The organism is Blastochloris sulfoviridis, assembly GCF_008630065.1.
Lineage (GTDB): Bacteria > Pseudomonadota > Alphaproteobacteria > Rhizobiales > Xanthobacteraceae > Blastochloris > Blastochloris sulfoviridis.
In genome coordinates this window covers 26939-53201 of the sequence record NZ_VWPL01000012.1, presented here as the reverse complement: position 1 = coordinate 53201, position 26263 = coordinate 26939, and the positions used below count along the sequence as shown (strand labels likewise).

The 26263-nt window shown below is 65.4% G+C and carries 25 protein-coding genes and 1 pseudogene; 5 read left to right on the top strand and 21 right to left on the bottom strand.

The window, feature by feature from the left end; genetic code table 11:
• Positions 1–196: 196 nt before the first annotated feature.
• From F1193_RS08720 to F1193_RS08705, 4 genes are read left to right on the top strand one after another with little or no spacing between them, the layout of a single operon-like run.
• On the top strand, positions 197–2857 hold the full coding sequence (locus F1193_RS08720; RefSeq protein WP_150097289.1) for a PD-(D/E)XK nuclease family protein: 2661 nt from the start codon (positions 197–199) through the stop codon (positions 2855–2857).
• Positions 2857–6264 (top strand): UvrD-helicase domain-containing protein, encoded by a 3408-nt coding sequence (locus tag F1193_RS08715; RefSeq protein WP_150097288.1) that lies wholly within the window; start codon positions 2857–2859, stop codon positions 6262–6264. Before F1193_RS08720 ends, F1193_RS08715 begins: the two co-directional genes overlap by 1 nt.
• A 22-nt stretch (positions 6265–6286) precedes the next feature.
• Entirely contained in the window at positions 6287–6682 is a 396-nt protein-coding gene (locus F1193_RS17275; RefSeq protein WP_210247334.1) for a DUF6361 family protein, read from the top strand.
• Complete coding sequence (locus F1193_RS08705; protein WP_210247333.1) at positions 6654–6929, top strand: hypothetical protein; 276 nt, start codon at positions 6654–6656, stop codon at positions 6927–6929. Before F1193_RS17275 ends, F1193_RS08705 begins: the two co-directional genes overlap by 29 nt.
• Before the next feature lie 53 nt (positions 6930–6982).
• Here the strand turns inward: F1193_RS08705 and F1193_RS17460 are convergent, their stop codons facing one another.
• From F1193_RS17460 to F1193_RS08610, 21 genes and pseudogenes are all read right to left on the bottom strand, one after another.
• Positions 6983–7222 (bottom strand): hypothetical protein, encoded by a 240-nt coding sequence (locus tag F1193_RS17460; protein ID WP_150097287.1) that lies wholly within the window; start codon positions 7220–7222, stop codon positions 6983–6985.
• Positions 7219–7413, bottom strand: a complete 195-nt coding sequence (locus F1193_RS17455; protein ID WP_246164227.1) for a P-loop NTPase fold protein — start codon at positions 7411–7413, stop codon at positions 7219–7221. Before F1193_RS17455 ends, F1193_RS17460 begins: the two co-directional genes overlap by 4 nt.
• Before the next feature lie 74 nt (positions 7414–7487).
• Positions 7488–10466 carry a TrlF family AAA-like ATPase gene (locus F1193_RS08690; protein WP_150097286.1) on the bottom strand — a complete coding sequence of 993 codons (2979 nt, stop codon included), beginning with the start codon at positions 10464–10466 and terminating at the stop codon, positions 7488–7490.
• A gap of 7 nt (positions 10467–10473) precedes the next feature.
• Positions 10474–11489: pseudogene (locus tag F1193_RS08685) on the bottom strand (nucleotidyl transferase AbiEii/AbiGii toxin family protein).
• Complete coding sequence (locus tag F1193_RS08680) at positions 11482–12075, bottom strand: DUF6088 family protein (protein ID WP_150097285.1); 594 nt, start codon at positions 12073–12075, stop codon at positions 11482–11484. The pseudogene F1193_RS08685 and the gene F1193_RS08680 overlap by 8 nt, the downstream one beginning before the upstream one ends.
• Positions 12076–12290: 215 nt before the next feature.
• Complete coding sequence (locus F1193_RS17640; protein ID WP_281287232.1) at positions 12291–12413, bottom strand: hypothetical protein; 123 nt, start codon at positions 12411–12413, stop codon at positions 12291–12293.
• Positions 12413–12601, bottom strand: a complete 189-nt coding sequence (locus F1193_RS17265; RefSeq protein ID WP_210247332.1) for a toll/interleukin-1 receptor domain-containing protein — start codon at positions 12599–12601, stop codon at positions 12413–12415. The genes F1193_RS17640 and F1193_RS17265 overlap by 1 nt, the downstream gene beginning before the upstream one ends.
• Before the next feature lie 56 nt (positions 12602–12657).
• A complete protein-coding gene (locus F1193_RS17260; protein ID WP_210247331.1) occupies positions 12658–12903 on the bottom strand; it encodes a toll/interleukin-1 receptor domain-containing protein in 246 nt (81 codons plus the stop codon).
• A gap of 130 nt (positions 12904–13033) precedes the next feature.
• Positions 13034–13327, bottom strand: a complete 294-nt coding sequence (locus F1193_RS08670; protein WP_150097284.1) for a DUF2274 domain-containing protein — start codon at positions 13325–13327, stop codon at positions 13034–13036.
• A 19-nt stretch (positions 13328–13346) separates the two neighbouring features.
• A complete protein-coding gene (locus F1193_RS08665) occupies positions 13347–14510 on the bottom strand; it encodes a TraB/TrbI/VirB10 family type IV secretion system protein (protein ID WP_150097340.1) in 1164 nt (387 codons plus the stop codon).
• 68 nt (positions 14511–14578) lie between these two features.
• Positions 14579–15658, bottom strand: coding sequence for a P-type conjugative transfer protein TrbG (gene trbG / locus F1193_RS08660; RefSeq protein ID WP_150097283.1), 1080 nt, complete (start codon positions 15656–15658; stop codon positions 14579–14581).
• Positions 15655–16338: a conjugal transfer protein TrbF gene (trbF, locus tag F1193_RS08655; RefSeq protein ID WP_150097282.1), complete on the bottom strand. Its 684-nt coding sequence runs from the start codon at positions 16336–16338 to the stop codon at positions 15655–15657. The genes trbG and trbF overlap by 4 nt, the downstream gene beginning before the upstream one ends.
• Positions 16338–17693 carry a P-type conjugative transfer protein TrbL gene (gene trbL, locus F1193_RS08650; RefSeq protein WP_150097281.1) on the bottom strand — a complete coding sequence of 452 codons (1356 nt, stop codon included), beginning with the start codon at positions 17691–17693 and terminating at the stop codon, positions 16338–16340. The genes trbF and trbL overlap by 1 nt, the downstream gene beginning before the upstream one ends.
• Positions 17694–17697: 4 nt before the next feature.
• Positions 17698–18042: a hypothetical protein gene (locus tag F1193_RS08645; RefSeq protein ID WP_150097280.1), complete on the bottom strand. Its 345-nt coding sequence runs from the start codon at positions 18040–18042 to the stop codon at positions 17698–17700.
• Entirely contained in the window at positions 18042–18797 is a 756-nt protein-coding gene (gene trbJ, locus F1193_RS08640; protein ID WP_150097279.1) for a P-type conjugative transfer protein TrbJ, read from the bottom strand. Before trbJ ends, F1193_RS08645 begins: the two co-directional genes overlap by 1 nt.
• The gene (trbE, locus tag F1193_RS08635) at positions 18797–21238 is read right to left on the bottom strand and encodes a conjugal transfer protein TrbE (RefSeq protein ID WP_150097278.1); all 2442 of its coding nucleotides are present in this window, start codon (positions 21236–21238) and stop codon (positions 18797–18799) included. Before trbE ends, trbJ begins: the two co-directional genes overlap by 1 nt.
• Positions 21239–21247: 9 nt before the next feature.
• Complete coding sequence (locus F1193_RS08630) at positions 21248–21517, bottom strand: VirB3 family type IV secretion system protein (protein WP_150097277.1); 270 nt, start codon at positions 21515–21517, stop codon at positions 21248–21250.
• Positions 21517–21849: a TrbC/VirB2 family type IV secretion system protein gene (locus F1193_RS08625; RefSeq protein ID WP_150097276.1), complete on the bottom strand. Its 333-nt coding sequence runs from the start codon at positions 21847–21849 to the stop codon at positions 21517–21519. Before F1193_RS08625 ends, F1193_RS08630 begins: the two co-directional genes overlap by 1 nt.
• Positions 21846–22778, bottom strand: a complete 933-nt coding sequence (gene trbB / locus F1193_RS08620) for a P-type conjugative transfer ATPase TrbB (protein WP_425457225.1) — start codon at positions 22776–22778, stop codon at positions 21846–21848. The genes F1193_RS08625 and trbB overlap by 4 nt, the downstream gene beginning before the upstream one ends.
• A gap of 219 nt (positions 22779–22997) precedes the next feature.
• Positions 22998–23432 (bottom strand): ribbon-helix-helix protein, CopG family, encoded by a 435-nt coding sequence (locus F1193_RS08615; RefSeq protein ID WP_150097274.1) that lies wholly within the window; start codon positions 23430–23432, stop codon positions 22998–23000.
• Between the two features lie 8 nt (positions 23433–23440).
• Positions 23441–25429 (bottom strand): conjugal transfer protein TraG, encoded by a 1989-nt coding sequence (locus tag F1193_RS08610; protein WP_150097273.1) that lies wholly within the window; start codon positions 25427–25429, stop codon positions 23441–23443.
• A 351-nt stretch (positions 25430–25780) separates the two neighbouring features.
• On the opposite strand from F1193_RS08610, the gene F1193_RS08605 reads away from it, so the two are divergent.
• Positions 25781–26197: an HU family DNA-binding protein gene (locus F1193_RS08605; protein WP_246164224.1), complete on the top strand. Its 417-nt coding sequence runs from the start codon at positions 25781–25783 to the stop codon at positions 26195–26197.
• The last annotated feature ends 66 nt before the right edge of the window (positions 26198–26263 follow it).

The following is a 26263-nucleotide window of genomic DNA, read 5'->3' as shown; positions in this document are numbered from 1 at the left end:
CCGTTTGGCGCGGCCAAGTGGGGGAAGACGATGTTCCTGCACGATCACGAGACGGCGACGGATCTCCTCTACTACGAGGCCCAGGCGCCAGTTCGCATACACCTCGCAATTCCCGCTCGTGCAGAAGCTGCCGAAGCCTCTGTTTCGCCGTCGCTCATCCAGCACCCCAGCAAGAATTGGCAAAAGGCGATCAGCGATGAGCATCTCAAACCGGCGAACGATCGTCGTCCACGGCCGATTGGCGATGCGCGAGGTAAGGCTCGATGCCGCGCGCAAGCGGCGTCACGGCCTACAGATTCTGTCTTTCGAGCAACTAGCGGTCCGCATGGCGGGCGGGTTCGCGTCGGCGATCGACGATGATAGCCTTCGCTCAGCGATTCAGGCAGTTTTGCCCGCAACACCGCTTGGCGAATTGGAGAGCATCAAGCTGCTTCCGGGCATGGTTGATGCCGCTGCAGACACACTCCACAAGGCTTGGCGGGCCGGCATCGATCTCGCCGCGAGGGCTGACGACCATCCCCGCCTCGACTCTATCGCGCGTCTCGAATCTGCGGTTCTGGCACAACTGCCGCCCGCCATGATGCGACCGGCCGATATCGTAGCGGCAGCCTGCCGGCGGCTTGATCATGCCCCCAAGATTCTCGGGCCGGTCGAGATCATCGGCATCACGGAGCTTTCGCCCTGTTGGCGACCGTTGCTCCAAGCGTTGACCGATCATACGCCCGTGCAATGGACCGCTGGACCACGCTCCGCGCCCGCTTGGCTCGAGCGGACCGACGTCGTTGTCTTACGATCAAAGCCAGAGACTCCGGAAATCAACGCCGTCAGCGCCGCCACGGCCTATCATGAAGCCATCGAGGCGATCCGATGGGCCCGCGCTCTTCTGGCATCCGGTGAAGCCCAGCCCGCTGACATCGCGATCGCTGCGGCATCGCCCGGAGAGTACGACGATCATTTTCTGTCGCTTCGCGCCGACGCCAACATCGATTTGCACTTCGTCCACGGGGTCAAAGTCACGACGACCCGCGACGGCCAAGCAGCCGCCGCGCTCGCCGACATCATCATACGGGGCCTGTCTCAGACCCGGATGCGCCGTCTGGCGGCCCTATGTAGCTCGGAAACGGGACCGTTCCGGACCCTGCCCGCGGGTTGGATGCGCGTCCTGCCGACCGATGCACCGCTGGCGTCGGCACAGGCATGGACCCGCCTGCTTGATCGATTGACCCCGGCCGACTGGCCGGACGGTAAGGATCACGCCCCGACCTTACGCGGCATCGTCGCCATTCTCGCCAAGGGCTCAAGCGCGGCGGCGGAAATCGGATCAACGCTTCTGAATAGACGGGCCTTGGAGATCTGGCGCAAGGCGCTGTTGGCCGGCCCCTCCGGGTCACTCGACGCGACATTGGAGACCCTGAAGCAGGATGACGGCCTGGAAGCGTGTGTGTCCGTCGCCTGGATGCCGGCCAGTGCGCTGGCGGCATCGCCGCGCCCGTTCGTCCGTCTGATCGGTCTCAACTCTTCGCGCTGGCCGCGCGCCATCTCCGAGGATCGCCTGATCTCGGACCATATCATTCCCACCAGCGAGCTTGATCCGCTCCCGGTCGGTGCAGCCGATCGCCGTGATTTCGAAACCATTCTGGCGACCACCGCGGGCCAGGTTGTCTTGTCTCGCTCGCGCCGTGACAGCGAGGGCCGGCTTCTTGGACGCAGCTCCCTGCTCGGTGGCCAAGGTGCTGAGATCTACGTCCGCCGCAACGCCGTCCCAGGCCATGCTTTCAGCGAGACCGATCGACTGATGGCGCGGCCTGAGGAGTTCGCCCATGAGCCGCAGGCGATCAGCGCCTGGACCTGCTGGCGCAATTGGAACCGCAAAGAAATCACGCCCCATGACGGCCTGGTTCGCGCGGACCACCCCCTGCTTCTGGCCATTCTGGACCGGATGCAGTCAGCCAGCTCGCTCAAACGCTTGCTACGCAATCCGCTCGGCTTTGTCTGGGTCTATGCCATGCACATGCGCACGCCCGAGAGCGGGACGGATCCGCTTGTTCTCGACGCGCTCGGCATGGGCGACCTGGTTCACATGACGCTTGACCTCGCCCTCCAAAAACTGGAAGCGGCGGGCGGCCTCGGCCACGCCAGCGAAACCCAGATCGCGACAGCGGTGAGCAGCGCCGCCGACGAGGTCGCCGTTGTCTGGGAAAGCGAGCGAGCTGTCCCGCCCAATGTGATCTGGCGCCGAACGCTCGATGAAGCGCGCCTTCTGACGAGCCGTGCGCTTACGTACCGCGATGAGCCTCTGCCGGGTGCGCGCGCCTACGGGGAAGTCCCGTTTGGCGGTGCGACCGCCAAATCGACGGCCGAGGCCCCTTGGAATCCAACCATGGTCGTCGAAATTCCGGACGCCGGGTTCCGTATCGCCGGATACATCGACCGTCTCGACATCTCCGGTGATGGTCAGCGCGCCTTGGTTCGCGACTACAAAACCGGTCGCCCCCCCAGGCACAGCATTAGCCTCGACGGAGGGCGGGAATTGCAGCGGTGCCTGTACGCCTTCGCTGTGAAGGCGTTGCTGGGTGCGGATATCTCGATCAGCGCCTCCCTTCTTTACCCGCGCGACCAGATCAATCTCCAGCTTGAAGACCCCGAAGCCACGCTGATCGAGATCACCGGTTATCTGAAAGCAGCACGCGCAAATCTGACAGCAGGCAACGCTTTGATCGGACCTGACACTGGCGGCGCCTTTGACGATCTGGCCTTCGCCCTCCCGGCGAACGCTGGCGCAACCTATTGCAAGCGCAAGCTTTCGGCCGCGACCGAACGTTTTGGCGACGCCGTACATGTCTGGGAGGCCAAGTGATGATCGACGCGACCAAAGCGCTCAGAGATGATGCAGCCCGACGCGACGCGATCAACGTGCATGATCGCTCAATCCTGGTCGAAGCAGGCGCCGGCTCCGGCAAAACCGCCGTCATGGCGGGTCGCATCGCAGTGATGTTGGCCGAGGGCATCGCGCCGAAATCCATCGCGGCGGTGACGTTCACCGAATTGGCGGCCAGCGAGTTGCTGATCCGCGTACGCGACTTCGTCGGCGACCTCGCAGCTGGACATATCGCGCCGGAGCTGCGCGTCGCGTTGCCTGCCGGCCTGTCAGAAGTTCAGCAAGCGCATCTCTTGGCGGCGAGCGCGTCGATCGACGAGATCACCTGTTCGACCATCCACGGCTTCTGCCAGCGCCTGATCAAGCCCTATCCGGTCGAGGCCGATATTGATCCGGGTGCAAGCGTGATGGATCGCAACCAGGCTGACCTCGCCTTTGTCGAGATTGTGGACACCTGGCTGCGCGAGCAACTGTCGGGAGGTGAAGGCGGGATCATCGCTGAAATGGTTCTTCAGGATCCCGGCGAAACTGTCGGACTGATCCATAAAATCGTCGCGAACCTGCGCCGCCGGCGCACAGTATCGGCCCAGCCAGTATCGCCGCTGACGCTCCACCTTCAGGCTTTCCGCGACGCTGCCGACGCGTTCGCCGCGTTCATCCGCACGGCGCCGGCGGTCGAGCCAGAGACGGTCGCAATCGCCCAACGCTTCTCGGAAATGGCGCGGGAGATTGACGCTGGCCCGACCGCGGAGACCCCTGCGGGTTTGGTCCGCTTATTGGTGTCACGGCCACACCGTGACCTTTGCACCAAGAGCGGTACGTTTTCCGCATATAAGAAAAAAGGCAAATGGGCCGAAGCGGCCAAGCGCGAAGGCTTGGCCAAGGCGGACGGCGAGCGCCTTAACACAGCGGCCGAAGGCCACTACGCCACGTGCTGCGAAGCTTGGAGGCAAATGGTCCAAAATATCGCCAGCCGTGTGTTGTCTGACGTGATCGTCCAGGTGCAGCCAGTTCTACAGCGCTTCCGTGACCACAAGCGCTCGGCCGCCTTGCTCGATTTTGACGACCTGATCTTTGCCGCCCGCGGCCTCTTGCGTGACCACAACGACGTTCGTCGCTCCCTCGCGGGCCGCTTTGCCCATGTCCTTGTGGATGAGTTCCAGGATACTGATCCGCTTCAGACGGAAATCTTCTGGCGCCTGTGCGGCGAGCCACCGGCTGAAGGTGCGACGGGCGACTGGACCGCTTTCCGCATCCTCCCTGGCGCGCTGTTCCTTGTCGGCGACCCCAAGCAGGCGATCTATCGGTTCCGCGGAGCCGACGTCAGCGCCTATGTGCGAGCGCGTGATGCGTTTCTCGCGCAGGATCCAGACAGCGTCCTATCGATCTCAACCAACTTCCGCTCCTGTGCCCCCATTCTCACTTATGTGAACGAGCGTTTTGAAGCCTTGCTCTCGAGCGACGGGCAACCTGGCTTCACAGCGCTCGATCCGTTCCATGCTGATCGTGGCGAGGCGCTGTGCGTCGCCGCCCTCGACGTCGCCGTCGCCGACGAGAACGGCAAGGCCACAGCCGAACAGCAGCGCGACGCTGAAGCCGACGCCGTCGCCGAAATGTGCGTCCGGCTGATCGGCAGCGAAATGATCATTGATCGCCGCAGCGGTGTCAGCCGCATCTGCCGGCCGGGCGACATTGCTCTTCTTGCGCCCACTGGTAGTGATCTGTGGCGCTATGAAGAGGCGCTCGAACGTCGCGGCATCCCGGTCGCGACACAGGCGGGCAAGGGCCTCTTTCGCCGTCAGGAGATCCAAGACCTCATCGCTCTGACCCGTGTGCTGGCCGACCGCCGCGACACTCTTGCCTTGGGGGCGCTGCTGCGCGGTCCGCTCGTCGGACTGACAGAGGAGGAGTTGCTCGACATCATCTGGGCGCTGCCGCGTTCGGAAGACTATCCAGACATGCTGCCCCGACTCGATCTTGGTGTGGATACCAGTGGCATTGCACACCCGCTGGCGCGGGCTACCATCGAGAAGCTGCGAGCGCTTTATCGTCGGACGAACAGCACCACGCCCCACGATCTATTGTCTCAAGCGGTCGACGTGATGCGGGTGCGCCCGATCCTGCTGGAACGTCATCGTGGGCAGGCTGAGCGCGCGCTGGCCAATGTCGATCTCTATCTGAGCCTAACGACGGCCTATGCGGTGCGTGGCCTACGAGCTTTCGCAGAGACAATCACAGCCGCGTGGACCGATGAGTCGCGCGCGGTCGAAGGTCGACCCGACGCCCAGGAAGAAGCCGTTGCACTCTACACCATGCACGCCGCCAAGGGCTTGGAATGGCCGATCGTCGTGCCGGTGAACACGATGACGGGGATCATGGCGCCGGAAAGCGCGGTCACCGACCGTGACAACGACATCTTCTATTGCCCCGTCTTCGGCGTTCATCCAGTTGGATATGACGAAGCCCGCGATGCCGAGAAAGCCGAGCTCGACCGCGAGCGGATCCGGCTCTGGTATGTCGCCGCCACCAGGGCGCGCGAGCTGCTGGTCCTGCCACGGCTCGACGTCGCGCCGTCGAAGTCAGCCTGGATCTCGCTTTTGGATCTGTCGATCGCTGATCTGCCAGCGCTAGATCTTTCGCACCTCCCGGCCGACATGGGCGCAGCGGCGGCGGTTCAACCTAATCTGCAGACCCGCGAGAAATTTGCCGAAGAAGCTGCCGCGATCGCCGACAGTCACCGCCGCCTGCTCTGGTTGGCCCCCAGCCGTGACGAAAATAGCACGGGACTTCTGCTCCAGCCCGAAGCGGCGGAGGTGTGGGCGTCGAGCGATTCTGATCAGCCGAGCAGCGCCGAAGTCCCGGCCGCGATCCAGGGTGGGCGTGAACGCGGCCTCATCCTCCACAAGCTCCTCGAGGAAGTGCTGACCGGCGAAACCGCCGACACCGTGACGGCTTTAACCGAGCGAGCGCGCGCCCTCGTCGTTGCGATCGGAAAGCCCGTCGTCGATGACCCCGCCAAGGGTCTCTCGCCAGTCGAACTCGCGGAGTGCGTCACACGCACTCTGGCCCTGCCGGACATCGTTCGGCTTCGTCCAACCCTCGCGCCGGAGTTTCCGGTCTATGCCTCTCTGTTCGCCGACAATCTGGAACAGGCGACGGCCGGCATCACCGACGCGACGAGCGTTGGTGAGGATGGCAAGCCACAGGCCGTCATCGACTGGAAAAGCGATGTCCAGCCCAGCCCCGAAACGATCGAGCACTACCGCGCACAGGTCCGGAACTATCTGGATATGACCGGCACCGAACGCGGGCTGATCGTGCTGGTGACATCGGGTTTGGTGCTGCCGGTTTCGCCCTCTCCAGTCTCTGGGGCCAGCGCCGCCTAGAAACGCGAACGGAGAACGGCGCGTGTCATCATTAGCCTGGATTGATTTCGATGAAGCCGAGCGCCAGCGTGCGCAGCGGATCATGGCGCTGTTCCAGGAAAGGGAGAGCCGTGACGAACTCGGCTTGGGCGGCATCCGTGATTCCATTGCCGATCACCTCTTTCCGGGCACCAGCACAATCCAGACGCGGCTGCGCTATATGCTGTTCATTCCATGGCTATTCCAGATTTTGGAGAGTTCGAGCAGCGGCGCTGAACAGCTTGCGGCCGAAGCCCGCGCCCTCGAGAATCGCCTTGCGAACGCTCTCAAGGCCGGCGGCGAGTCGAACACATCGGCAAATCGATGTCGTTCGCGGCCACGCCTCGGCTTCGGAAGATCCTTGGAAGACAATGTTCGATGCCGCACGAGCGCAAACTGACGTCGATACCGATCTCATTCCCTATTGGATTTACGAAGGCCCCGTGAAAGTGGAGCGTCGCGTTCCCATGCTGCCCTTCAGCCGCGAGATCCGCCGTCTCGAATGGCTGAAACGCAGCCTGACGGTCTATCGGCTCGCGTTTGGACAGCCACGCCAAGAGGACCTGCTGGAATATCTCCACAGCTTGTTGGGAACGGACATAGCGGCCGAAGACCTCGCCGAGCTTCAAATTCGCCTGGAACCCTAGCTCGGACCAAGGTCGCGCTCACGCTGTGGGTTGGGTGGATTCACTTCTATTCGCTATCCGGCGATGGCTGCGGATCGCTCACTGACAATGGCGATCAGCTTCTCTTGCGCAGATTTTGCCGCTTCGGCGTGGCCCGCGAAATCAGGCAGGCGCAGCGTAAGCGCGCGCTCGGCCAGCCGCGCGGCGAGTTCAGTTATTGCCGCGCCGGCGTCACCGGCGGTCAAGCCAATCGTCCGCGCCAGGGCAAGGAAGTCCTGCGCGTTGAGGCGGTCATCCTTGCCGTTGAGCTTCAAAGCCAGAGGACACGATCGTCCTCCGCGAAGGCGCCCTCCAGCATTTTGAGAACGCTTGACTTGCCTGCGCCCCAATCACCGTGGACGCCGATCGTCACCGGCGCGTCGGGCGTCTTGCGGATCAGGGTGACGACTGTCTTCGCGATGGCCTCGTAGTAGAGGATATCGGTCGCCGTCTCCTGATCGTTCAAGAACATAGTTCCCCCCCTTCGCCTACATTACGCAGGCCATAGCCTCAGCCTATTTGTTCTTCTCATTGACCTCATTATCGTTCCAACCGCACGCGCAATCGGCGAGCACGTTCCTGGAAGGCGCCCTCTCCACCTTCGAGAATGTCGCAGACCGCCTTCCTGATCTCCGCGTTCTCCAGACCGCCCGACCGATACGAGATCGGCGGCAGGGAGCCGTGTGGATGCGGTCCCGCCTCGGCAATGATGATCTGATCCGCATCGGTGTTGATCACCAGGTTCGCATTGTGCGTCACCATGATCACCTGACGGTGGGACTTGGCTTCGACGAAGAGGTGAACGAGCTCATCAAAGACCGACTTTGGATCGAGATTCTCTTCGGGCTGGTCGATCACCAGCGGCCGGTTGTCGCTGTCATCCAGCGCCAGATAGAGAAGCAGAAGAACAATGCCGCGGGTGCCGGGCGACAGCTTGCGGATATCGACGCCGTCGTAGTCGATGCCATAGCGGATCGCGATATGATCGGTGCTGAAAAGCCATTGGGCGAAGCGCTTCGACCAGAGTCGAAATTCCGCCTGATCCGTATGCGCGACCGGGGAATGGTCCAGCAGGTCCCTCTGGTAGAGCCGCCGGAACTCCGCCATCGCGGCGATGACGGCTGCGGAATCGCCGGTCTCCCACGCGCTCTTGAGCACCTCGTTTGCCTTTTGCAGCAATGTGCCCTTACCCCGGAACGCGCCAGCCTTGCGGAGGTCGATCAGGCCGTCTTCGGCCTCGTTCGCCCATTGCTCCACATCGGCCACGCGCGCGACCGAGAACGACAGCTTCTTCAACGTGCCGGACGAGACGGCAAGCCGCGCCATGAGCGGTGCGTAGAGATCTGCTAGCACCGATTGTTCCGCGACGAGCGCATCGAAGGCCCTGCCATAGGCTTCCTCGCGCTGGGTCTGCAGGTCGCGCGCGCGATCCTTGGCGCCCTTCGCGTCGGTCGCCTTCTCGGTCAGCGTTTGCAGCGCCGCGGTCTCGGTCGCGATGCTGCCCGAAAGCGCGGTGTAGCGCCGCTGGGTTTCCTTGTCCGCGCTGACCAGCTTCTCCAGCCGCGCCATTTCCGCGTCGAGGACCGCCTGTGACAGCGTGGAGAGATCGGTGTCGTCTGGAAAATACGGCGTGTTCGGATCGCCCAGCGCCGGCGTCGTCCCCTTCAGGGCAGCGATCTTGCCGTCCACCCACTTCACATAGTCGGCGAGATCGCTGTCGACCGGGCCTTTGTAGTCCAGCAAGAAAGCCGCCCACTGGTCAGCCGACAGGCCGCTGTGGGTATGACGTGTCTGCGCCTGTCGCAACATCTCGGGGGCTTGGTTGCGACGCAGGTCCTTCACCTCGTCCTGCAGGGCAAGAAAGGTCTGTCGCTGGCCGGCAAAGTGCCTCAGCTTCGACCGGACTTGGTTGGCCGCTCCAGCAAGGTCGGTATGGCGCTGGGCTCGCTTTTCGCTGCCGGCCGACACGAGCTTCGCACGGTCTGCGGTGTAGGCCTCGACCAGCTTCTTCTTCTGCGCGGCCTGCGCCTCATAGGTCGCGGCCAACTTTTCCTTCTCCAGCTCGGCGCCGATCCGCTCCGAAATCTGCGAGACGGCCTCGGCTTCACGATCACGAGCGAGACGATGCCGGGACGCGCGGTGCTCCAGCAGCTCTTCAAAGTCCAATGTGCCGTCCCGTGCGTCATCGGGGTGTGCCTCGAAGATCACCCGCTCGATCTCCCTCAGCAGGCCGTCCGTCAGGCCGCTTGACGAGCACAGATCCTCGACGAATTGCTGCGACAGATATCGGACGCGCTCGTAGCTGTAGGGTCCGTTCGCATCCGATCCGTCGAGTGCGCGCGTGCTGGGTTCCCCGGCCGCCCAACTCACCTTCACCTTCCCGTCTGCGATCAGCGGTCGAGCGCGCACGAGAAAGGACGGATTGGCCCATTCCTCCGCGTTCCACGACTCGTCAGGGATGGAGTCACAGCCCGCAGCGATCATGTCGGCGAGTGCGGTCTTGCCAGAACCACGCGCGCCGATGATCGCGACCAAGCCCGGATTAAGCGGAATGACGGGCGTCGTCATCCAGGGGGCGTCGAGCACGCGGACTTCCGAGATCACCTGCGACGGCGTGGCCGACCCGGGCGGCTCGGCGCCGACATGCGCGCGGCCGCTGGGGTCGATGCACGCCTGCCGAAGGGCGTCGAACTCCAGACCCCCTTTGATCCACGAGAAGCGGTCTCCGAACGGAGACGCCACATCGTCAAGCTTGTGGGCATCGCTCCCGTGCAGGCAGGGTTTCAGGCCGGCATAGCGTGCCCGAATCTCCTCCGGGCCAAGATCCCGCAGGCCGAGCCAAAACTCCCGCTGCGCAGGGCTGCCGGCGAAAATGACGTCGGCGAACCCTTCGATTTCACGCCGGATCGTCTGGTCGGCAGCTTCGCGCACGCCCGACGTACCGTCTGTGGCGCCGCCAGCCACCGCGATCAGGATGTATTTCTTCGCCCAGCCGTTTCCGGTGAAAAGGTCACGCAGTTGCTGGAAATTGACCTTGAACTGGTTGGCCCCATAACTCAGCGCCGCGCGATCGTCGGTGATAGCCGGATCGGCCTTCTTGCCAAGCCGGATAAGGTCCGCGCGCGTGCAGTCGAAATGATCCTGCATGACGTTGAAACGCAGGCGCGACAGCAGACGCCTCAACTCTTCGATATGCTGAGGATCCTCCGGACTGACGAACAGGTGGAGGTTGACGAAGCCGCCTTTGGCGGTCGCGACATCGAGCCTCAGCTCGACATTGGGAAAGATCAGCTTGGCCGCCGGCAGTCGCCCGGCCGCCTTTTGACTCAACACCTCCTCATAGGTGTCGGTCACATAATAGTCGGTGACCGCGATCGCCTCGATCACGGGCGTGGCCTGCTCCAACGCGGTGAGATAGTCGTGCCACGCCGTGGGACCGCTGAACTGGTTGTTCATGACGGTGCCCGGTGCGTGAATATGCGGCTCCCACCGTCGCCATTCCGATCCTCGAGTCAGCATCTTCCCCCTATGCGCCCACGCGATTGGCCCGCGCGGCTATGTCGGCGCATCGCGCCATAAGCGCCTCGAAGGGCTCGGCCTCCTCCAGCAGCAGCCCGTCCTCGACCATACGAAGATAATCGTCTTCCAGCGCCTTCAGTGCGTCGCCATCGGGCACAAGACGCAGGCGGCCGTTGACCGCGACCGCGTAATCGATCGGTTCGCGGTCGGCCGCCTTCTCGGCGAAAACATGCTTTTGAGGCGCGCGACCGCTTGGGCGAGCTCTCTGTCCGCAAATGCAGAGGTCGCCAGGCCAGCCTCATCCAGCCGGGCGATGTCGTGCCAATGACGCGCGAACCTGTCGCCGCGCAGCCGTGCCTGCAGGCAGAAGACATGGATCGCTGTCGCCTTTTCCCAGAACGTCCGCTCGGCGTGCATAACGCGCGGCCGCGCGGTGGGAAATTCAACAGCCTCCACCAAGCCTGCCGCGTCACAGACGACATCGCGCGGACTTGCCGGCTCACCGGTTGAACGCGCCCCAAACTCGAGCATCACGCTTGGCGCGACATATCCCGAACCGGTCGCCGTCGCCTCGTAGTCGATGAACAGCTTGTCCTCTTCGACGCGGACCGCGGCCGACAATCCCTCGCTGGCCAGCGCATTCGCGATGGTCGGCTGCGCCGTTCCCGCCACCCACTCGGGCAGTCGCTTGCGCACTTCGCTCGACCAGCGCTTTTCCTCGCTCCGGGTCTTCGGCAAGGCCTCGCCGTTGTCGCCCACCAGGTCGGGGGCAAGCGCGCGGATGTCATAGGTGAGGTCGACGTCCTCGGAAAATCGACGGATGACCCCATAGGCTTTCGACAGCGATGTGCCGCCCTTGAAGACCAGGTGTTCGCCGAGGGGCGAGCCATAGAGGGCGGCAAGCGCCCAGACCACCCAGGCATCCTTTTCGAGCAGGTGCGCGGGGCGCCCGGATCGGTCGGCCGCGACGCCCAAGACTTCACGGCGATCCGCGGCCGCAAGGCTGAGGAATGCGTCAGCCATGCGCCGCCTTTCCCACGCTGCGGGCGAGCCAAGTCGGAAGCTGCGGCGCCGCCGCCACCAGCTCGTTGAAGGTAGTCTGCGGAAGGTTGCGCTTCAAAGCCAACAGCGCCGCCTCGGCCTTCTCGGGACCAAGCCAAGCCAGCGCCCGGACCGCCTCACCGGCCGGCCGATTGGCCAAGGCGAGCTGCCAGCGCGGTGCGTGCCGCAGTTCGACCACCTGCTTGCCGAGATTCATTTTGCGGGTGCGGCCCGAGGTCAAATAGACCGAGCGGACCGGAACCTGTGTCGTGAGGCCAAGGGTGTTGGCGGCCGCCGCACCGCTGGACACGATGACTTCGCCACGCTGGCTGGCGAGCGCCTCGACCGCCTGCTCCACCGAAGGCGACCGCGTGCCGAACCGGCTCGTCACGGGACGCAGATAGACACCGCGACCAGCGCGGATCAGCTGGCCACGTTCCGCCAGGCGCGACAACGCCTGGTCCACCGCAGCCCGATTGCCGAGGTGAAGTAAGCTCTTCGCGGACACGGGCGTACCCTCGGGCAAACCGCCCGCATGCGCCAAAATCTGTTCGCTCATCCGTTGCATGCTGATCTCCTGTCAGAAATATACGCAGTTTTCTGACAGTTTGCAATCGGCGGCTTGCTGTCGTCCGGCTAGCAGCCTGTCGGAGTTAGACCAAAATCGAACGAGAATTGAAACAATGATGCGCAGAAACGTAAATGCAAGCAGTATTATTACTGCTTTTGAACGCCTTCTTTGCAATAATTGCGCAAAATCCTTAACTCCGACAGACTGCTAGATCAACGGAGCCCCCGCATCGAGCAGGCCATCCAGAAAGTCCTCGCGCGACGGAACTGGCCCCGCCACAAGTCGGCCATCGCATCGAGCATTGCGGCGCTCGGGCCGATCACCGCCTCGCTCATCAGGTTATCCGAAGCCGCCGCAATAGCTTGCCCAAGACGGCCTCATAGTCCTCGGCCTTCGAGAAGTCGCCGTAGAGCTTGCCCTTCAGGAATTCAGGCAGCTCGCACTCCTCGTAGAGCAGCGGCAGCACCACGACCTCGCCGCTGGCGATCTCCCTGTTCATCGCCACGTCCAGTTCCTTCTTCACCCAGGGCGCGCCGATCGACTTCTACGACAACACGACGGCGATGTATCGGCTGAGCTTCATGCCTCCTCGATCTTGGCGATGAGCGAATCGCCAATGTCGATCTCGGCTTCGTCCAGGCACACGCGCGGCACGCCATGGGCCATGAGGTCCTTGCGGAGCTGACGCACGAAGGGCTTGTCGACACCTGTATGGCTCAGGAAGATGCCATCGAGATCGCACGCCCGATTTGGGGCAGCAGCAAGGCCGCGCCGGCGCATAGCCTCGGGCTGAACGCAGGAAGGCTTCGTGGTAGTCTTCGTCATGGCGTGGTCTCCACCGGCGCGCTAACGCCGGGAATCGTTAGGGTTTGACAACCCAGAGACTACGCCACCTCAAATTCCAACCAACCCCGCGACGGCACCTGCCGCGATATTCGAACGGCCTGGCATTCCATCACGTTGCTGGTGGAACACTCTCCGGGTTGCCCGCGGGCAGCTGACGACGGGTTTCGGGCCGGCCCGCTTCGTGCGGTCGGACCCGCCGCGCCTTCGCGAAGGCGCGGTCAGTTGCCATGAAGCGCTCGATCATCGGGGCGATCAGCTTGGCGGGTTCGCCGATGGGCTTGCCGGTCTCCCGGCCGAGAATGTCGGCGTAAGCGACGAGATCGCGATGCAGCGCCGCAGGAAGCTCGACGGTGAGCTTGACCGGCTTGTCCTCAGTGATGGCGCCGAGTTTCAATTTTGCCATGGTTCAACCTCCAACGACATCAATTTCCGTAAGGCTCGAGCACGAGGTCGCGGGTCACGACCACGCGGACGGGAAAGCCCGGCCGGATGGTCAGCGTCGGCGCGACCGAGAGCTGCCGGCGGACGATCTGCTGGCCGGCATCGTTGATGGTGTCCTGCCCGCCGTTGCGGATGGCGCGAACCAGGCGGTCATTGTCGTCGGTGCCAAGTTCCGCCCCGACGCTGAGGAGGGTCGAGAGCGCGGCCGCCTTGGCGAGGTCCCACCAATGATGGTCGACGCCGTCTTCGAGCCCGGCATAGCCTTCGGCATCCGCGCCCGGCTGGCGCTCCAGCACGATGGATTTGCCGTTCGGCAGGATGAGCCGGTTCCACACCAGCAGCACGCGGCGCTGGCCGAAGGCAACGGCGTTGTCGTACTGGCCAATCAGCCGCGTTCCCTGCGGAATGAGGAGGAGGCGCCCAGTCGGGCTGTCATGGACGTTTTCGGTGACCTGCGCGGTGATCTGCCCGGGCAGGTCTGAGCGAATGCCGGTGATCAGGGCGGCGGGAATGACGGCGCCGGCCTGCAGAATAAAGGGCGACGGCGGCGTAGCCATTCGATCCGGCGCGACGATGCGCCGATCGACCGTTGCGTTGAGGAAGGCAAGCTGGCGTTCCTGTGCGGTCGGCGTTGCGGGCTGTGGCGCAAGGCCAAGGCTGCCGAGATTGGGGGCGACGGCGGATGTCGCGGGAGACATCGCAGCAGACGTTTCGGCGGGGGGTGACGGCAGAGCTGATGGCGTTGCCCGTGTCTCGGTATGGGCAAATAGCCGGCTAATCCTGGCCGCTTCCATCTCCTGAAGCTGGCGCTGTTCCTCGGCGCTGACGCCGGGCGCGGGCTGCGGCCCGGGTCCGAGTGCAGGCGTTGCGCCATTCGGGCCGCTGAGGATCGGGCGGCCGAGATCGCCAGGCAGCGGTGGGCCCAGCTGTGGCACGTCGGTGTAATCCCGCGGCAGGCCTTGCAGGCCATCGGCCGTGGTGCGGTGCTCGGTTGAGAACAGCTCTGTGGGTGTGCCGGCGTCATGGCGTCCCTGCAGGGCGAAGATCAGCGCGCCGCCGAGGCCGGCGCCGGCGATGACGCCAAGACCGGCCAGCACCTTGCGCGACAGGCGGGTGACGCGCGGGGCCTCGGCCCGAAGCCGCATCGAGCCGTCTGGCGTGCTGCTGGTTCCAGATCCGGGGCGCGACGTACCCTGTTCGTTGAGACCATCGCTCACGTCGCCGGCCTCCCGTCGGTTCGGCTGATGCGCACGCGGCTCTGGCTGCGCTCGGAGCCGAAGCGCAATTCGGCGGCGGCAAACAGCCGGTCGACGATGATGTGGCTGCCGCGCACCCGGTAGTTCACGAGTTCGGAGGTGTTGCCTTCGGGGCCGACCACGAACAACGGCGGCATCTCGCCCTGGCCGATGCCGCGCGGGAACTCGATGAAGACCTGCCGCCCGTCGTCGAAGGCGCGCAGCGGCCGCCACGGCGGCGTGTCGCCCTCGATCGCATAGCGGAAGTTCAACGCGGAGAGGTCGACGCTGCTCGCGACCGGGGCCGCGGCAAGAGCTGCGGCATTCTGGCGGCGCAAAGCGATGAGCTGGTCCTGCGGATATTGCCAGGACACCGAGGCCATGTAGGTCGAGGCGGTGGAGCGCAGCTCGAGGTGATAGGTGCGCCGATCGGTGTTGATGACGAGGTTGGTGGTGAGGTCCGGCCGGGTCGGCTTGACCAGAATGTGGATCTGGCGTGCGGCGCCGGTGGCGCTTTCGGTGTCGCCGATGATCCAGCGCACGGTGTCGCCGGCGGCAACCGGGCCGGATCCCACGAGCTGCTCGCCCGGCTGCAGGGCGATGTCGGTGATCTGACCGGGCGCGGTGTAGACTTGATAGAGCGCGCCCGAGGAGAACGGGTAAACCTGCACGGCGTTGATGAAGCCGTCGCGCACCGGCTGGACGCGTGCGGCGGCGTTGGCCTTATCGACGCGCGCGGTCGGATCGCGCGGTTCCGGAGTTCGGTTCGATGGTGCGACCGGCTTCAACTGCCCGGGCAACGGCAATGGCGTCGGCAGCTCGACCACCTCCACCGGCGCGGGCGGATCGACTTCGAGCACGGCGGGCTGGGGATCGTCATAGCTGATCTGGGGCGGCTTGTTGGTGGCGCACGCCGACAGCGTGAGGGCGGAGATCAGCAAAGCCGGAAGGACGGGATTGCGGAACGTCGTAAATCCGGGATTGCGGAGTCCTGGCTGTGCGCAGATCCGCGGAGCCGGAAGGCCTGCTCCTGCGCGATACGGATGCGGTGCGGTCATTGACCCAGCTCCTTCGACCAGTTGATGGCGTTGACGAAGACGCCGAGGGGGTTCTTGCGAAGACGCTCGGCGTCCCGCGGCATCTGAACGGCGATAGTGAGGATAGCGGTCCAGCGCTCGGTGCCGGCGAGCTGGCCGTTCTCGTAGCGGCGCTCGGACCAGGCGACGCGGAAGCTGTCAGGCGAGGCGCGGATGACGCTCGACACCTCGACGGCGATCTGCACCTTGCCGACCTTGGCGAAGGGATCATTGGCGCGGGCATGATCGTTGAGCGCAAGCGCGCCGCGATCGGTGGCGAAGTCATAGGCGCGCAGCCAATTCTGCCGGACGATGATGGGGTCGACCGGGATCGAGCGGACCTGCTCGATGAAGCGCGCCAGATGCCAGGCGATCTGTGGGTCGGTCGGCCGATAATCGGCTTGCGCGGGCGCGATGGCCTGCGCCTCGCCGAGACGGTCGACCTCGACCACCCACGGCACGATGGTGCCGCGCGCCGACTGCCACACGAGGCCTGCGGCGAGACCGGCAGACAGCAGGAGCGAGCCGAAGGCCATCAGCCGCCAGTTCTTGGCCTGAACGCGGGCCGATCCGATGCGATCGTCCCAGACCTGGGCGGCTTTCTGATAGGGCGTCACCGGCTCGGGGTTGGTGCCGTAGCGGACGGAAGGCCTTTTGAACATCAGCGGTCCTTCTCGGTGAGACTGACGGACGCGCCGCCGCCATGGCTGTCACCGGCGCGGACGGCATGGGCGGCGGCGCTGGCGCCGTGATTGAGGGATTGGGAGCGTTTGAGGGCTTGTGCCCAGGCGGGCGGAGAGGATGCGGCTGACGACGACGGGCTCGTAGCCGCCGCGCCATCGCCAGCCGCGCTGCCGGTGATGGCGCCGCCGGTGGCCGCGACAGCACCTCGGGCGCCGCCGCGATGGCTTGCCCGCAAGGCGTCTGCGGCCTTGGTCGCGGCCCGCTTCAAGGGCTGGACCGCCGCGCCCGCGCCGGCCCTGGCCACGCCGCTCAAGCCGGCGGCAATCCCGGCCGCGCCACGCTGTCCGGCCGAGGCGAGGCCATAGGAGGTGGAGGCACCACCAGCAAGAGCGGCGCCGCCGCGCGCTGCCCCGGCCAGTGCTCCGCCGGCGGAGCCGGCAGCGCCCGCCGCCATCCCCATCCCGGCTACGCCCGCGGCCGCGGCGCCGCCGGCGGCGAGGCCGGCACCGACCGCGGCGCCAGCACCGAGCTGCGGTCCGCCCGAGATCAGGCCGCTGGCGATGCCGGGGCCGAAGATGCCAAGGCCGAGCAGTGACAGTGCCGCCAGCACGATCGCCATGGCATCCTCGATGGTCGGCTGGTTGCCGCCAAAGCCGCGCGTGAACTCGGCGAACAAGGTCGAGCCGATGCCGAGGATGACGGCGAGCACCAGCAGCTTGACGCCGGAGGAGACCACATTGCCGAGCACCCGCTCGGCGAGGAACGCGGTCTTGCCGAACAGGCCGAAGGGAATCAGCACGAAGCCGGCGAGCGTGGTCAGCTTGAACTCGATCAGGGTGACGAAGAGCTGGATGGCGAGGATGAAGAAGGCAAACAGCACCAGCACCCAGGCGAACAGCAGGACGGCGATCTGCGGGAAGTTCTCGAAGAAGCCGATATAGCCGAGAAGGCCGGACATCGATTCGAGGATCGGTCGTCCGGCATCGAGGCCGACCTGGGCGACGCGGCCCGGGCGGAGCAGATCGGTGGCGCTGAAGCCGGTGCCGCTGGCCTGCAATCCGAGCCCGGCGAAGCTCTCAAAGACGATGCGGGCGAGCGTATTCCAATTGCCGATGATGTAGGCGAAGACGCCGACGAACAGCGTCTTCTTAACGAGGCGGGCGAGAATATCCTCATCCGTGCCAAACGACCAGAACAGGGCGGCGAGCGTGACGTCGATGGCGATCAGCGTGGTGGCGAGGAAGGCAACTTCGCCACTGAGCAGGCCGAACCCGGAATCGATGTAGCGGGTGAAGACCTCAAGGAAGCGGTCGATGACACCGGTGCCCCCCATGAGATCAATCGACCTCCGGCGTGAGGGCGATGGACTTGGCGTCGGTCGGGGTGGCGCACCCGGTGCCCCACCTGCTGCAGCCGCGACGCCGGCCCCGCGCTGGGCGCCAGGAGCGGGATGCGGAGTTTGGCGCCCGCACATCGAGATGGCGCCCCGCCGATGTGGGCCGTGCGAAGAACACAAGACCGGATGAGGTCGCGGCTTCGCCGACCATCGCCGGCGCGGGCGCCTCAGCCAGCGCCGCGGCATGGTCCGTCCGGGCAGTGGTGGTGGTGAGGAAGACCGCTGCCAGTGCCACCATGGCGAGCGCGCCGGCGCGGATCAGCATCGTCATGTCGATGATCAGCATCAGTTCTGGAACATCCTGGCGTTGCCGGGCTGATAGCCCGTGCCAGGGCTGAGGAACCGGCGGAACTGCTCGCGGGCCTGGTCCTGGGCGGCTGAGCGCTGGGCGGCTTCCAAGTTCTGCGCCCGTCCCTGGGCGGCGATGACGGCGGCGAGGTCGGCGAGCTGGCCAGCTTGCAACGCCAGGATCTGATTGCCGGCCTGGGCCGCCTGCAGCGCGCCGGTCGCACCCTGGCTGGAGGACACCAGCGCGGACATCTGGGTGCGGTTGGCGTCGAGATTGCCGACGACGCCGGCCTGAACGCGCATGGCATCCTGCAGCCCGGCCACCGTGATCTGCCAGCGCTCCTTCGCGCCATCGATCAGCGTCTGATCTGACGCTGATCTTGAGGCCGCGCCATAGGTGGTGGAGAAGGCGCGATCGATTTCTCGCACGTCATAGGCGATGCGCTGCGCCTGATTGAGGAGCTGCTGGGTGCGCTGGATCGATTGCTGGAGCTGCTGAAGCGAGGAATACGGCAGGCTCGCGAGGTTGCGGGCCTGATTGATCAAGGACTGCGCCTCATTCTGCAGCGAGGTGATCTGATTGTTGACCTGCTGGAGCGCGCGTGCTGCCTGCAGCACGTTTTGCACATAGTTGCTCGAGTCATAGACCATGACCTGGGCGTGGGCAGCGACAACAAGGTGCGCCGCCGACAGGGGCGAGGCGAGGCATGCGGCCGCGAGGAGCGCCTCTCGCAGCTTGAACTGACGCACCATCACGATAGCGCCTCCAGGTTGGTGAGGTCGGAAATGAGATCGGCGGCCCAATCGGCGCCACGCTCGCGAAGCCAGGCTTCCGCGAAGCCGTCGTGTCCGTGCTCGGTGAGAACCCGCTCGATCGCGGCCTGATCGGACTTGGCGGACGTGGCGGTGAAGGCCAGAGCGACGTCGCCGAGGCCGAGTTCGAACAGGCGGTTGCCGCGCCGCGACTGGCAGTAATAGTCGCGCTTGGGCGTTGCCCGGCTCAGGATCTCGATCTGGCGGTCGTTGAGACCGAAGCGGCGATAGATCGTGGTGATCTGCGGCTCGATCGCCCGCTCGTTCGGCAGGAACAGCCGGGTCGGGCAGCTCTCGATGATGGCGGGCGCGATGGCGCTGTGATCGATGTCGGACAGCGACTGGGTGGCGAACACGACGGACGCGTTCTTCTTGCGCAGCGTCTTCAGCCATTCGCGGAGCTGGCCGGCGAAGCCCTCATCATCGAGCGCGAGCCAGCCCTCATCGATGATCAGCAGCGTCGGGCGGCCATCGAGCCGGCCTTCGATGCGGTGGAACAGATAGCCGAGCACGGCTTGCGCGGCGCCGGTGCCGATCAGGCCCTCGGTCTCGAACGCCTGGACGGAAGCTGTACCCAGCCGCTCGGTTTCGGCGTCGAGCAGCCGGCCGTAGGGTCCGCCAAGGCAAAAGGGCTGGAGTGCCCGTTTCAGGGACTGCGATTGCAGCAGCACCGACAGGCCGGTCAGCGTCCGCTCATTGACGGGAGCTGAGGCCAGCGAGGTCAGCGCCGACCACAGAAGATCCTTGACCTCGGGCGTGACGGTCACCGTCTCGCGCGCCAGGATCGCGGCGATCCAGTCCGCCGCCCAGCTGCGCTCGGCGGCATCATGGATGCAGGTGAGCGGCTGGAGCGCCACCGGGCGGGAGGCATCCTCCGACAGCGCGCCGCCGAGGTCGAACCAGTCGCCGGCCATTGCCAGCGCCGCCGCGCGGATCGAGCCGCCGAAGTCGAAGGCGAACACCTGGGAGCCGGCGTAGCGGCGGAACTGCAGGGCCATCAGCGCCAGCAGTACCGACTTGCCGGCGCCGGTCGGGCCCACCACCAAGGTGTGACCGACATCGCCGACATGAAGCGAAAAGCGGAACGGCGTCGATCCTTCGGTCCGGGCGACCAACAGCGGCGGGCCGCCAAAGTGCTCATCCTCCGCCGGGCCGGCCCACACCGCTGAGAGCGGGATCATATGGGCGAGGTTCAGGGTCGAGATCGGCGGCTGGCGGACATTGGCGTAGACGTGGCCGGGCAGACTGCCGAGCCAGGCCTCGACGGCGTTGAGGGTCTCGACCATGCAGGTGAAGTCGCGGCCCTGGATCACCTTCTCGGCGAGCCGGAGCTTCTCGTCGGCGATGCTCGGGGTGTCGTCCCAGACGATAACCGTTGCCGTCACATAGGCCTCACCGATCAGATCGGAGCCCAGGTCCTGGAGAGCGGCGTCGGCATCCATCGCCTTGTTGTGGGCGTCGGTGTCGATCAGCGCGGAGGCCTCGTTGGTCATCACCTCCTTCAGGATGGCGGCGATCGATTTCCTCTTGGCGAACCATTGCCGCCGGATCTTGGTCAGCAGCTTGATCGCGTCGGTCTTGTCGAGCATCAGGGCCCGCGTCGACCAGCGATAGGCAAAGGCAAGCCGGTTCAACTCATCCAGAATGCCGGGGGTGGTTGCGGTCGGGAACCCGACGATGGTGAGGACGCGCAGATGTGCCTCTCCAAGGCACGGGTCGAGGCCGCCGATGAGCGGCTGATCCGCCAAGAGTGCGTCGAGATAGATCGGCACTTCGGGCACGCGGACGCGCTGGTGCTTGGTCGAGATGGTGGCGTGGAGGTAGGTCAGCGTCTCGGCGTCATCGAGCCAGGCGCTTTCGGGCATGAAGCCCTCGATGAGGTGCAGCACGCGGTTGGTGCGATCGATGAAGCCGCGCAGGATCTCGTGGGCGTCGGTGCCCTCAGCGCGATCGCGGCCCTCATAGAGAAAGCGCTCCGTGCGTGCGGCGTCCTCGGCCGGCGGCAGATAGAGCAGCGTGAGGAAATAGCTCGACTCGAAATGGACTCCCTCTTCCTCGAACGCGGCCTTGCGCTCGGCGTCGACCAGGGCCGACGCCGGATCGGGAAACCGGCTTCTCGGATAGAAGCTGCTCGGCTGGCGCTGCGCCTCGACGAACACCGCCCAGCCGGAGCCGAGACGGCGCAAGGCATTGTTGATGCGGCCGGCGACGGCGACCAGTTCGGCTGGCACCGCGCTGTCGAGGTCGGGTCCGCGGAAGCGCGCGGTGCGCTGGAAGGAGCCATCCTTGTTGAGGACGACGCCATCGCCGACCAGCGCGGCCCATGGCAGGAAGTCGGCCAGGAGCGTCGCGCGGTCGCGATATTCGGAGAGGTTCATCATTTGGCCGCCTCAGAGGGAGAGATGGCTGGGGATGCGCAGATGCCGGCGCACCACCTCCACGAACAGCGGATCGCGTTTGGCTGCCCAGACCGCGGCCGCGTGGCCGATGACCCACAGCAGCAGCCCGGCGATCCACAGACGAAGGCCGAGGCCCAGCGCGGCGGCCAGCGTGCCATTGAGGATTGCGACAGCGCGCGGCGCGCCGCCGAGCAGGATCGGCTCGGTCAGCGCACGGTGGACGGGAACGACAAGGCCTGGAACGGCTGCGTTCGTCTCCATCACACCAGCGCTCCGCCGCCGAACGAGAAGAACGACAAAAAGAAGCTCGATGCGGCGAACGCGATCGACAGGCCGAACACGATCTGGATCAGCTTGCGTGCGCCGCCCGAGGTGTCGCCGAACGCCAGCGTCAGGCCGGTGAGGATGATGATCATCACCGCGATGATCTTGGCGACGGGGCCTTCCACCGACTCCAGGATCTTCTGCAGCGGCGCTTCCCACGGCATCGATGAGCCGGCCGCAAGGGCTGCGGACGGGATGGACAGCGTCACGATCGTGGTGACGATCGTTGCTGCAACGGCATGACGAATGCGGACGGCACGGTGGATCATGGCAGGTCACCTGGGTCAGAGGTTGCGGGGATGAGGAGGTAGTCGCCGCCGGGGCTGAGCCCTCGGACGACGGCGAGTTCAGCAAGACGGCGTGCCGAACCGCGGCCGGAAAGGACGGCGATGAGGTTGATGGTCTCGGCGATCAGGGCGCGCGGCACGGTGATGACGGCTTCCTGGATGAGTTGCTCCAGGCGCCGCAGCGCACCGATCGCGGTGCCGGCATGGATGGTGCCGATGCCGCCGGGATGGCCGGTGCCCCAGGCCTTGAGGAGATCGAGCGCCTCGCCGCCACGCACCTCGCCGATCGGAATGCGGTCGGGGCGGAGGCGCAGCGAGGATCGCACCAAGTCCGAAAGCGTTGCCACGCCGTCCTTGGTGCGCAGCGCGATGAGGTTCGGCGCGGCGCATTGCAGCTCGCGGGTATCCTCGATCAGCACCACGCGATCGGAGGTCTTGGCGACCTCGGCGAGGAGCGCATTGGTCAACGTGGTCTTGCCGGTCGAGGTGCCGCCGGCAACGAGGATGTTCCAGCGTGCCGCCACCGCCAAGCGCAGCAGCGCGGCCTCGTCCAAGGTCATGATCCCGGCGGCGGCATAGTCCTCCAGGGTGAACACCGCGACGGCCGGCTTGCGGATGGCGAATGCCGGCGCGGCCACCACCGGCGGAATGAGGCCCTCGAAGCGCTCGCCGGTCTCCGGCAACTCGGCCGAGATGCGCGGGCGGCTTGAATGAACCTCGGCGCCGACATGGTGGGCGACCAGCCGGATGATGCGCTCGCCGTCGGCCGGTGATAGGCGATGGCCGGTGTCGGCGAGGCCTTCGGACAATCGGTCGATCCAGAGCCGCCCGTCCGGGTTCAGCATCACCTCGACGACGTCGGGGGCCTCCAGATACCCGGTGATGGCGGGGCCGAACGCGGTCCGCAACATCCGCGCCCCGCGTGAGGCGGCTTCAGAGTTCCGGTACGATGCCGCCACACTTATCCCCGTCGCTTAAGGGCTGGCTCGGCGAGCGGCCCTGGATCGGGGATGATTAGAAAAGGCAGGCTTGAGGCTCTTGCAACAAGCCTCAAGACCTCATCGCGCGCTGGCGTGGAAAGACAGGAGAACGGCGGAGCTGAAGACGACGTGCGATGCGGCGCGCGATGATTATTCCGCGCCAGTGGACCCCGCGACGTCTTCGGAAATCTCCTGGCGCAGCTTTGGCCCGGTGGCGAGCCGGCGCCCGAGCGTGGCGACGAAGGCATCATAGCGCTCGGCGGCCTGAGCGCGGGCGGCGGCCTGGGCCGGTTCCGGCAATGGCGGATTGGTGGTGAGCCAGAAGCGCACGAACACCGCCAGCATCTCGACCGAGATGCCAAGATCGCGTTCCAGCCGCGTCATGCGCCGGTCGAGCTGATCGAGGCGCTTGGTGAGTGCTGCTTCCTGGCGCTCGGCGGCGTCGGGCGACAGGAACGACGCGATGGCCGCCTCGGCGATCAGCGAGCGCGATTGGTCACGACGTGCCGCGTGGTCGGCCAATGCCTTCATGACGTCCGGATCGAGATAGACCGACAGCCGCTGCTTCTTCGGAAGTTTTTTCATCAACGCCTCTAAAGGTCCATGCGGTCATTGGGATCGAGCGAGGCCTGCCGCGCGACGCCCTGCAGGATCTGGTTCATCCGGCTGATCCTGGCGCGGCCCTCTTCCTCGTCGCCGGCGAAGTCGGCACCGAATTCATTATCGATCGGGGCCTTCTTCTCGACGGTTTTCGCCTTGGTCAGCTCGGGTTGCTGCCGACGCTCCGAGCCGGTCGGATCGTCGTCATCGCCCGGTTGATCCTGTGTGACGGTCTTCTCGATCGCCGGGCGCGGCGGCAACGGCAGGCCGCTCCAATCGTCGGCCCTTGTCTCCACCGACTTTGCGAGCATGGGCGGCGGCAGAACTCTCTCCTGAAACCGTCCGTCCTCGAAGTAGTGCGCCTTCGTCGCCCGGATCGGCGGCGTCCCCGCCACCATCACGATCTCCTCAGTGGGCGGGAGCTGCGTCACCTCGCCGGGCGTCAACAGCGGCCGCGCGGTCTCCGAACGCGACACCATCAAGTGTCCGAGCCAGGGCGACAGCCGATGGCCGGCGTAATTCTTCATCGCCCGCATCTCGGTCGCGGTCCCCAGGGCGTCCGAGACGCGCTTGGCGGTCCGCTCGTCATTGGTGGCGAAGCTGACGCGGACATGGCAGTTGTCGAGGATCGAGTTGTTGGGGCCATAGGCCTTCTCGATCTGGTTCAGCGACTGCGCGATCAGGAAGCTCTTGAGGCCATAGCCGGCCATGAAGGCGAGCGCCGACTCGAAGAAGTCGAGCCGGCCAAGAGCGGGAAACTCGTCCAACATCAACAGCAGCCGGTGGCGGCCGGACCTGGCGCTCAAGTCCTCGGTCAGGCGGCGGCCGATCTGGTTGAGGATCAGGCGGATCAGCGGCTTGGTACGGGCAATGTCGGAGGGCGGCACCACGAGGTAGAGCGTCACCGGCCGGGCTCCGCCGACGAGGTCGGTGATGCGCCAGTCGCAGCGGCGGGTGACCTCCGCCACGACGGGGTCGCGGTAGAGCCCGAGGAAGGACATCGCGGTCGACAGCACGCCCGAGCGCTCATTGTCGGACTTGTTGAGGAGCTCGCGTGCGGCGGACGCGATCACCGGGTGCGGTCCGGCGGCGCCAAGATGGGCGGTCGCCATCATCGCCTCCAGCGTCGCCTCGATTGCGCGCTTCGGATCGGACAGGAACGCGGCGACGCCGGCCAGCGTCTTGTCGGCTTCGGCGTAGAGCACGTGGAGGATGGCGCCGACCAGGAGGGCATGGCTGGTCTTCTCCCAATGGTTCCGCTTCTCCAGCGAGCCTTCGGGGTCGACCAGGATATCAGCGATGTTCTGAACATCGCGGACCTCCCATTCGCCACGGCGGACCTCGAGCAGCGGATTATAGGCGGCCGACTTCGCATCGGTCGGATCGAACTTGAGCACGCGGCCATGCCGGGCGCGAAAGCCCGCGGTGAGCTGCCAGTTCTCGCCCTTGATGTCGTGGACGATCGAACTCTCCGGCCAAGTCAAGAGCGTTGGCACCACGAGGCCAACACCCTTGCCGGAGCGCGTCGGCGCGAAGCACAACACGTGCTCGGGGCCATCGTGGCGGAGATAGGTGGTGCCGAGCCTCCCGAGCACCACGCCGTCCGGGCGGAGCAGCCCGGCGGCCGTCACTTCCGCCGCCGTGGCCCAGCGCGCCGAGCCATAGGTCTCCACGCTTGATGCCTCGCGGGCCCGCCATACCGAAAGCGCGATGGCGGCCGCGATCGACAGGAAGCCGCCGGAGGCGGCGATGTAGGCGCCTTGCAGGAAGATGTGCGGCGCGTAGGCCTCGAACGAAAACCACCACCAGAAGAAAGCCGGCGGATAGTAGACCGGCATGCCGAACAGCTCGAACCAGGGCCGGCCGAGCTGCGGCTGAAAGCCGAGGCACCACGCCGTCCATTGGGTCGCGCCCCATGTTGTGGAGAGCACGATCAAGACGACGAGCAGGATTTGGCCCCAGAGGATCTTCGTCGCCGACATGCCAGCTCCTGCGATCACCATCGACCTCAAGCTGGCAGGAATCCACAGAGCGCAAGGGTTTCTGTGCGCGCGTCGTGGAATCGGCGAGGATGTCGCAGAAATCGGATCGGCGCCGAAGGAGGACGATCGCAGGTCGGCAAAGACGAACCAGAACGGGTGGCCAGCAACAGACAAGGGCGTGATGGTGTTAGCCCGGCCGTGGCCTCAACTCGCATCCCGACCCATAATTCCTTGGGCTTTCAGCGTTGATGCAGGTCGCGCATGTTGCGCTTTCATCAAAGCATCGATAGCACCGACGCGCATTCGATTCGATATCCGGGCGTTTGACGCCTCATGCAAAGGAGAGCTTTGGTGGCAAAGGCGAAGACGACGAAGCCGGCGGCGGCACGGAAGAGCAGCAAGCCGGCCGCGAAAAGCACGCGGGCCAAGCCGGAAGCCGCGTCCATTCGTCCGGTCAAGGAGACCATGACGAAGGCGGCGCTGATCAACTTCCTCGCGGAACAGAATGATCTGCCGCGGAAGACCGCCGCGGCCGTCTACGCCACGTTGGAGAGCGTGATGCTCGGCTCCCTTCATCCGCGGGGCGTTGGCGAGTTCACCTTGCCGGGCCTCCTCAAGGTGACCCTCCGCAAGGTGCCGGCCCGCCGGGCCGGAACGCTGGTCCGCAACCCGGCCACCGGCGAAATGATGAAGGGCGCCGCGAAGCCGGCGAGCATGCGTGTGAAAATCCGGGCGCTTTCGAAGCTCAAATCCGCCGCCGCACCTTGAGGCCGTCGGCGACCGTCCGCGCCAGGATCATTCGGACTTGAAGAGTGCTCGGGAACGGAGGTTCGG

Coding starts and splice junctions, on each gene's coding strand:
- F1193_RS17260 (WP_210247331.1), bottom strand. CDS start 12,903: ATGACGAAGACTACCACGAAGCCTTCCTGCGTTCAGCCCGAGGCTATG.
- trbF (WP_150097282.1), bottom strand. CDS start 16,338: ATGTTCAAAAGGCCTTCCGTCCGCTACGGCACCAACCCCGAGCCGGTG.
- F1193_RS08705 (WP_210247333.1), top strand. CDS start 6,654: ATGTTCGATGCCGCACGAGCGCAAACTGACGTCGATACCGATCTCATT.
- F1193_RS08610 (WP_150097273.1), bottom strand. CDS start 25,429: ATGTCGGCGACGAAGATCCTCTGGGGCCAAATCCTGCTCGTCGTCTTG.
- trbL (WP_150097281.1), bottom strand. CDS start 17,693: ATGGGGGGCACCGGTGTCATCGACCGCTTCCTTGAGGTCTTCACCCGC.
- F1193_RS08670 (WP_150097284.1), bottom strand. CDS start 13,327: ATGGCAAAATTGAAACTCGGCGCCATCACTGAGGACAAGCCGGTCAAG.
- F1193_RS08665 (WP_150097340.1), bottom strand. CDS start 14,510: ATGCGGCTTCGGGCCGAGGCCCCGCGCGTCACCCGCCTGTCGCGCAAG.
- F1193_RS08630 (WP_150097277.1), bottom strand. CDS start 21,517: ATGGAGACGAACGCAGCCGTTCCAGGCCTTGTCGTTCCCGTCCACCGT.
- trbG (WP_150097283.1), bottom strand. CDS start 15,658: ATGACCGCACCGCATCCGTATCGCGCAGGAGCAGGCCTTCCGGCTCCG.
- trbE (WP_150097278.1), bottom strand. CDS start 21,238: ATGATGAACCTCTCCGAATATCGCGACCGCGCGACGCTCCTGGCCGAC.
- F1193_RS08645 (WP_150097280.1), bottom strand. CDS start 18,042: ATGCTGATCATCGACATGACGATGCTGATCCGCGCCGGCGCGCTCGCC.
- F1193_RS08715 (WP_150097288.1), top strand. CDS start 2,857: ATGATCGACGCGACCAAAGCGCTCAGAGATGATGCAGCCCGACGCGAC.
- F1193_RS08690 (WP_150097286.1), bottom strand. CDS start 10,466: ATGCTGACTCGAGGATCGGAATGGCGACGGTGGGAGCCGCATATTCAC.
- F1193_RS08680 (WP_150097285.1), bottom strand. CDS start 12,075: ATGCAACGGATGAGCGAACAGATTTTGGCGCATGCGGGCGGTTTGCCC.
- F1193_RS08720 (WP_150097289.1), top strand. CDS start 197: ATGAGCATCTCAAACCGGCGAACGATCGTCGTCCACGGCCGATTGGCG.
- trbJ (WP_150097279.1), bottom strand. CDS start 18,797: ATGGTGCGTCAGTTCAAGCTGCGAGAGGCGCTCCTCGCGGCCGCATGC.
- F1193_RS08615 (WP_150097274.1), bottom strand. CDS start 23,432: ATGAAAAAACTTCCGAAGAAGCAGCGGCTGTCGGTCTATCTCGATCCG.
- F1193_RS08625 (WP_150097276.1), bottom strand. CDS start 21,849: ATGATCCACCGTGCCGTCCGCATTCGTCATGCCGTTGCAGCAACGATC.
- F1193_RS17640 (WP_281287232.1), bottom strand. CDS start 12,413: ATGAGCGAGGCGGTGATCGGCCCGAGCGCCGCAATGCTCGATGCGATG.
- trbB (WP_425457225.1), bottom strand. CDS start 22,778: ATGTTGCGGACCGCGTTCGGCCCCGCCATCACCGGGTATCTGGAGGCC.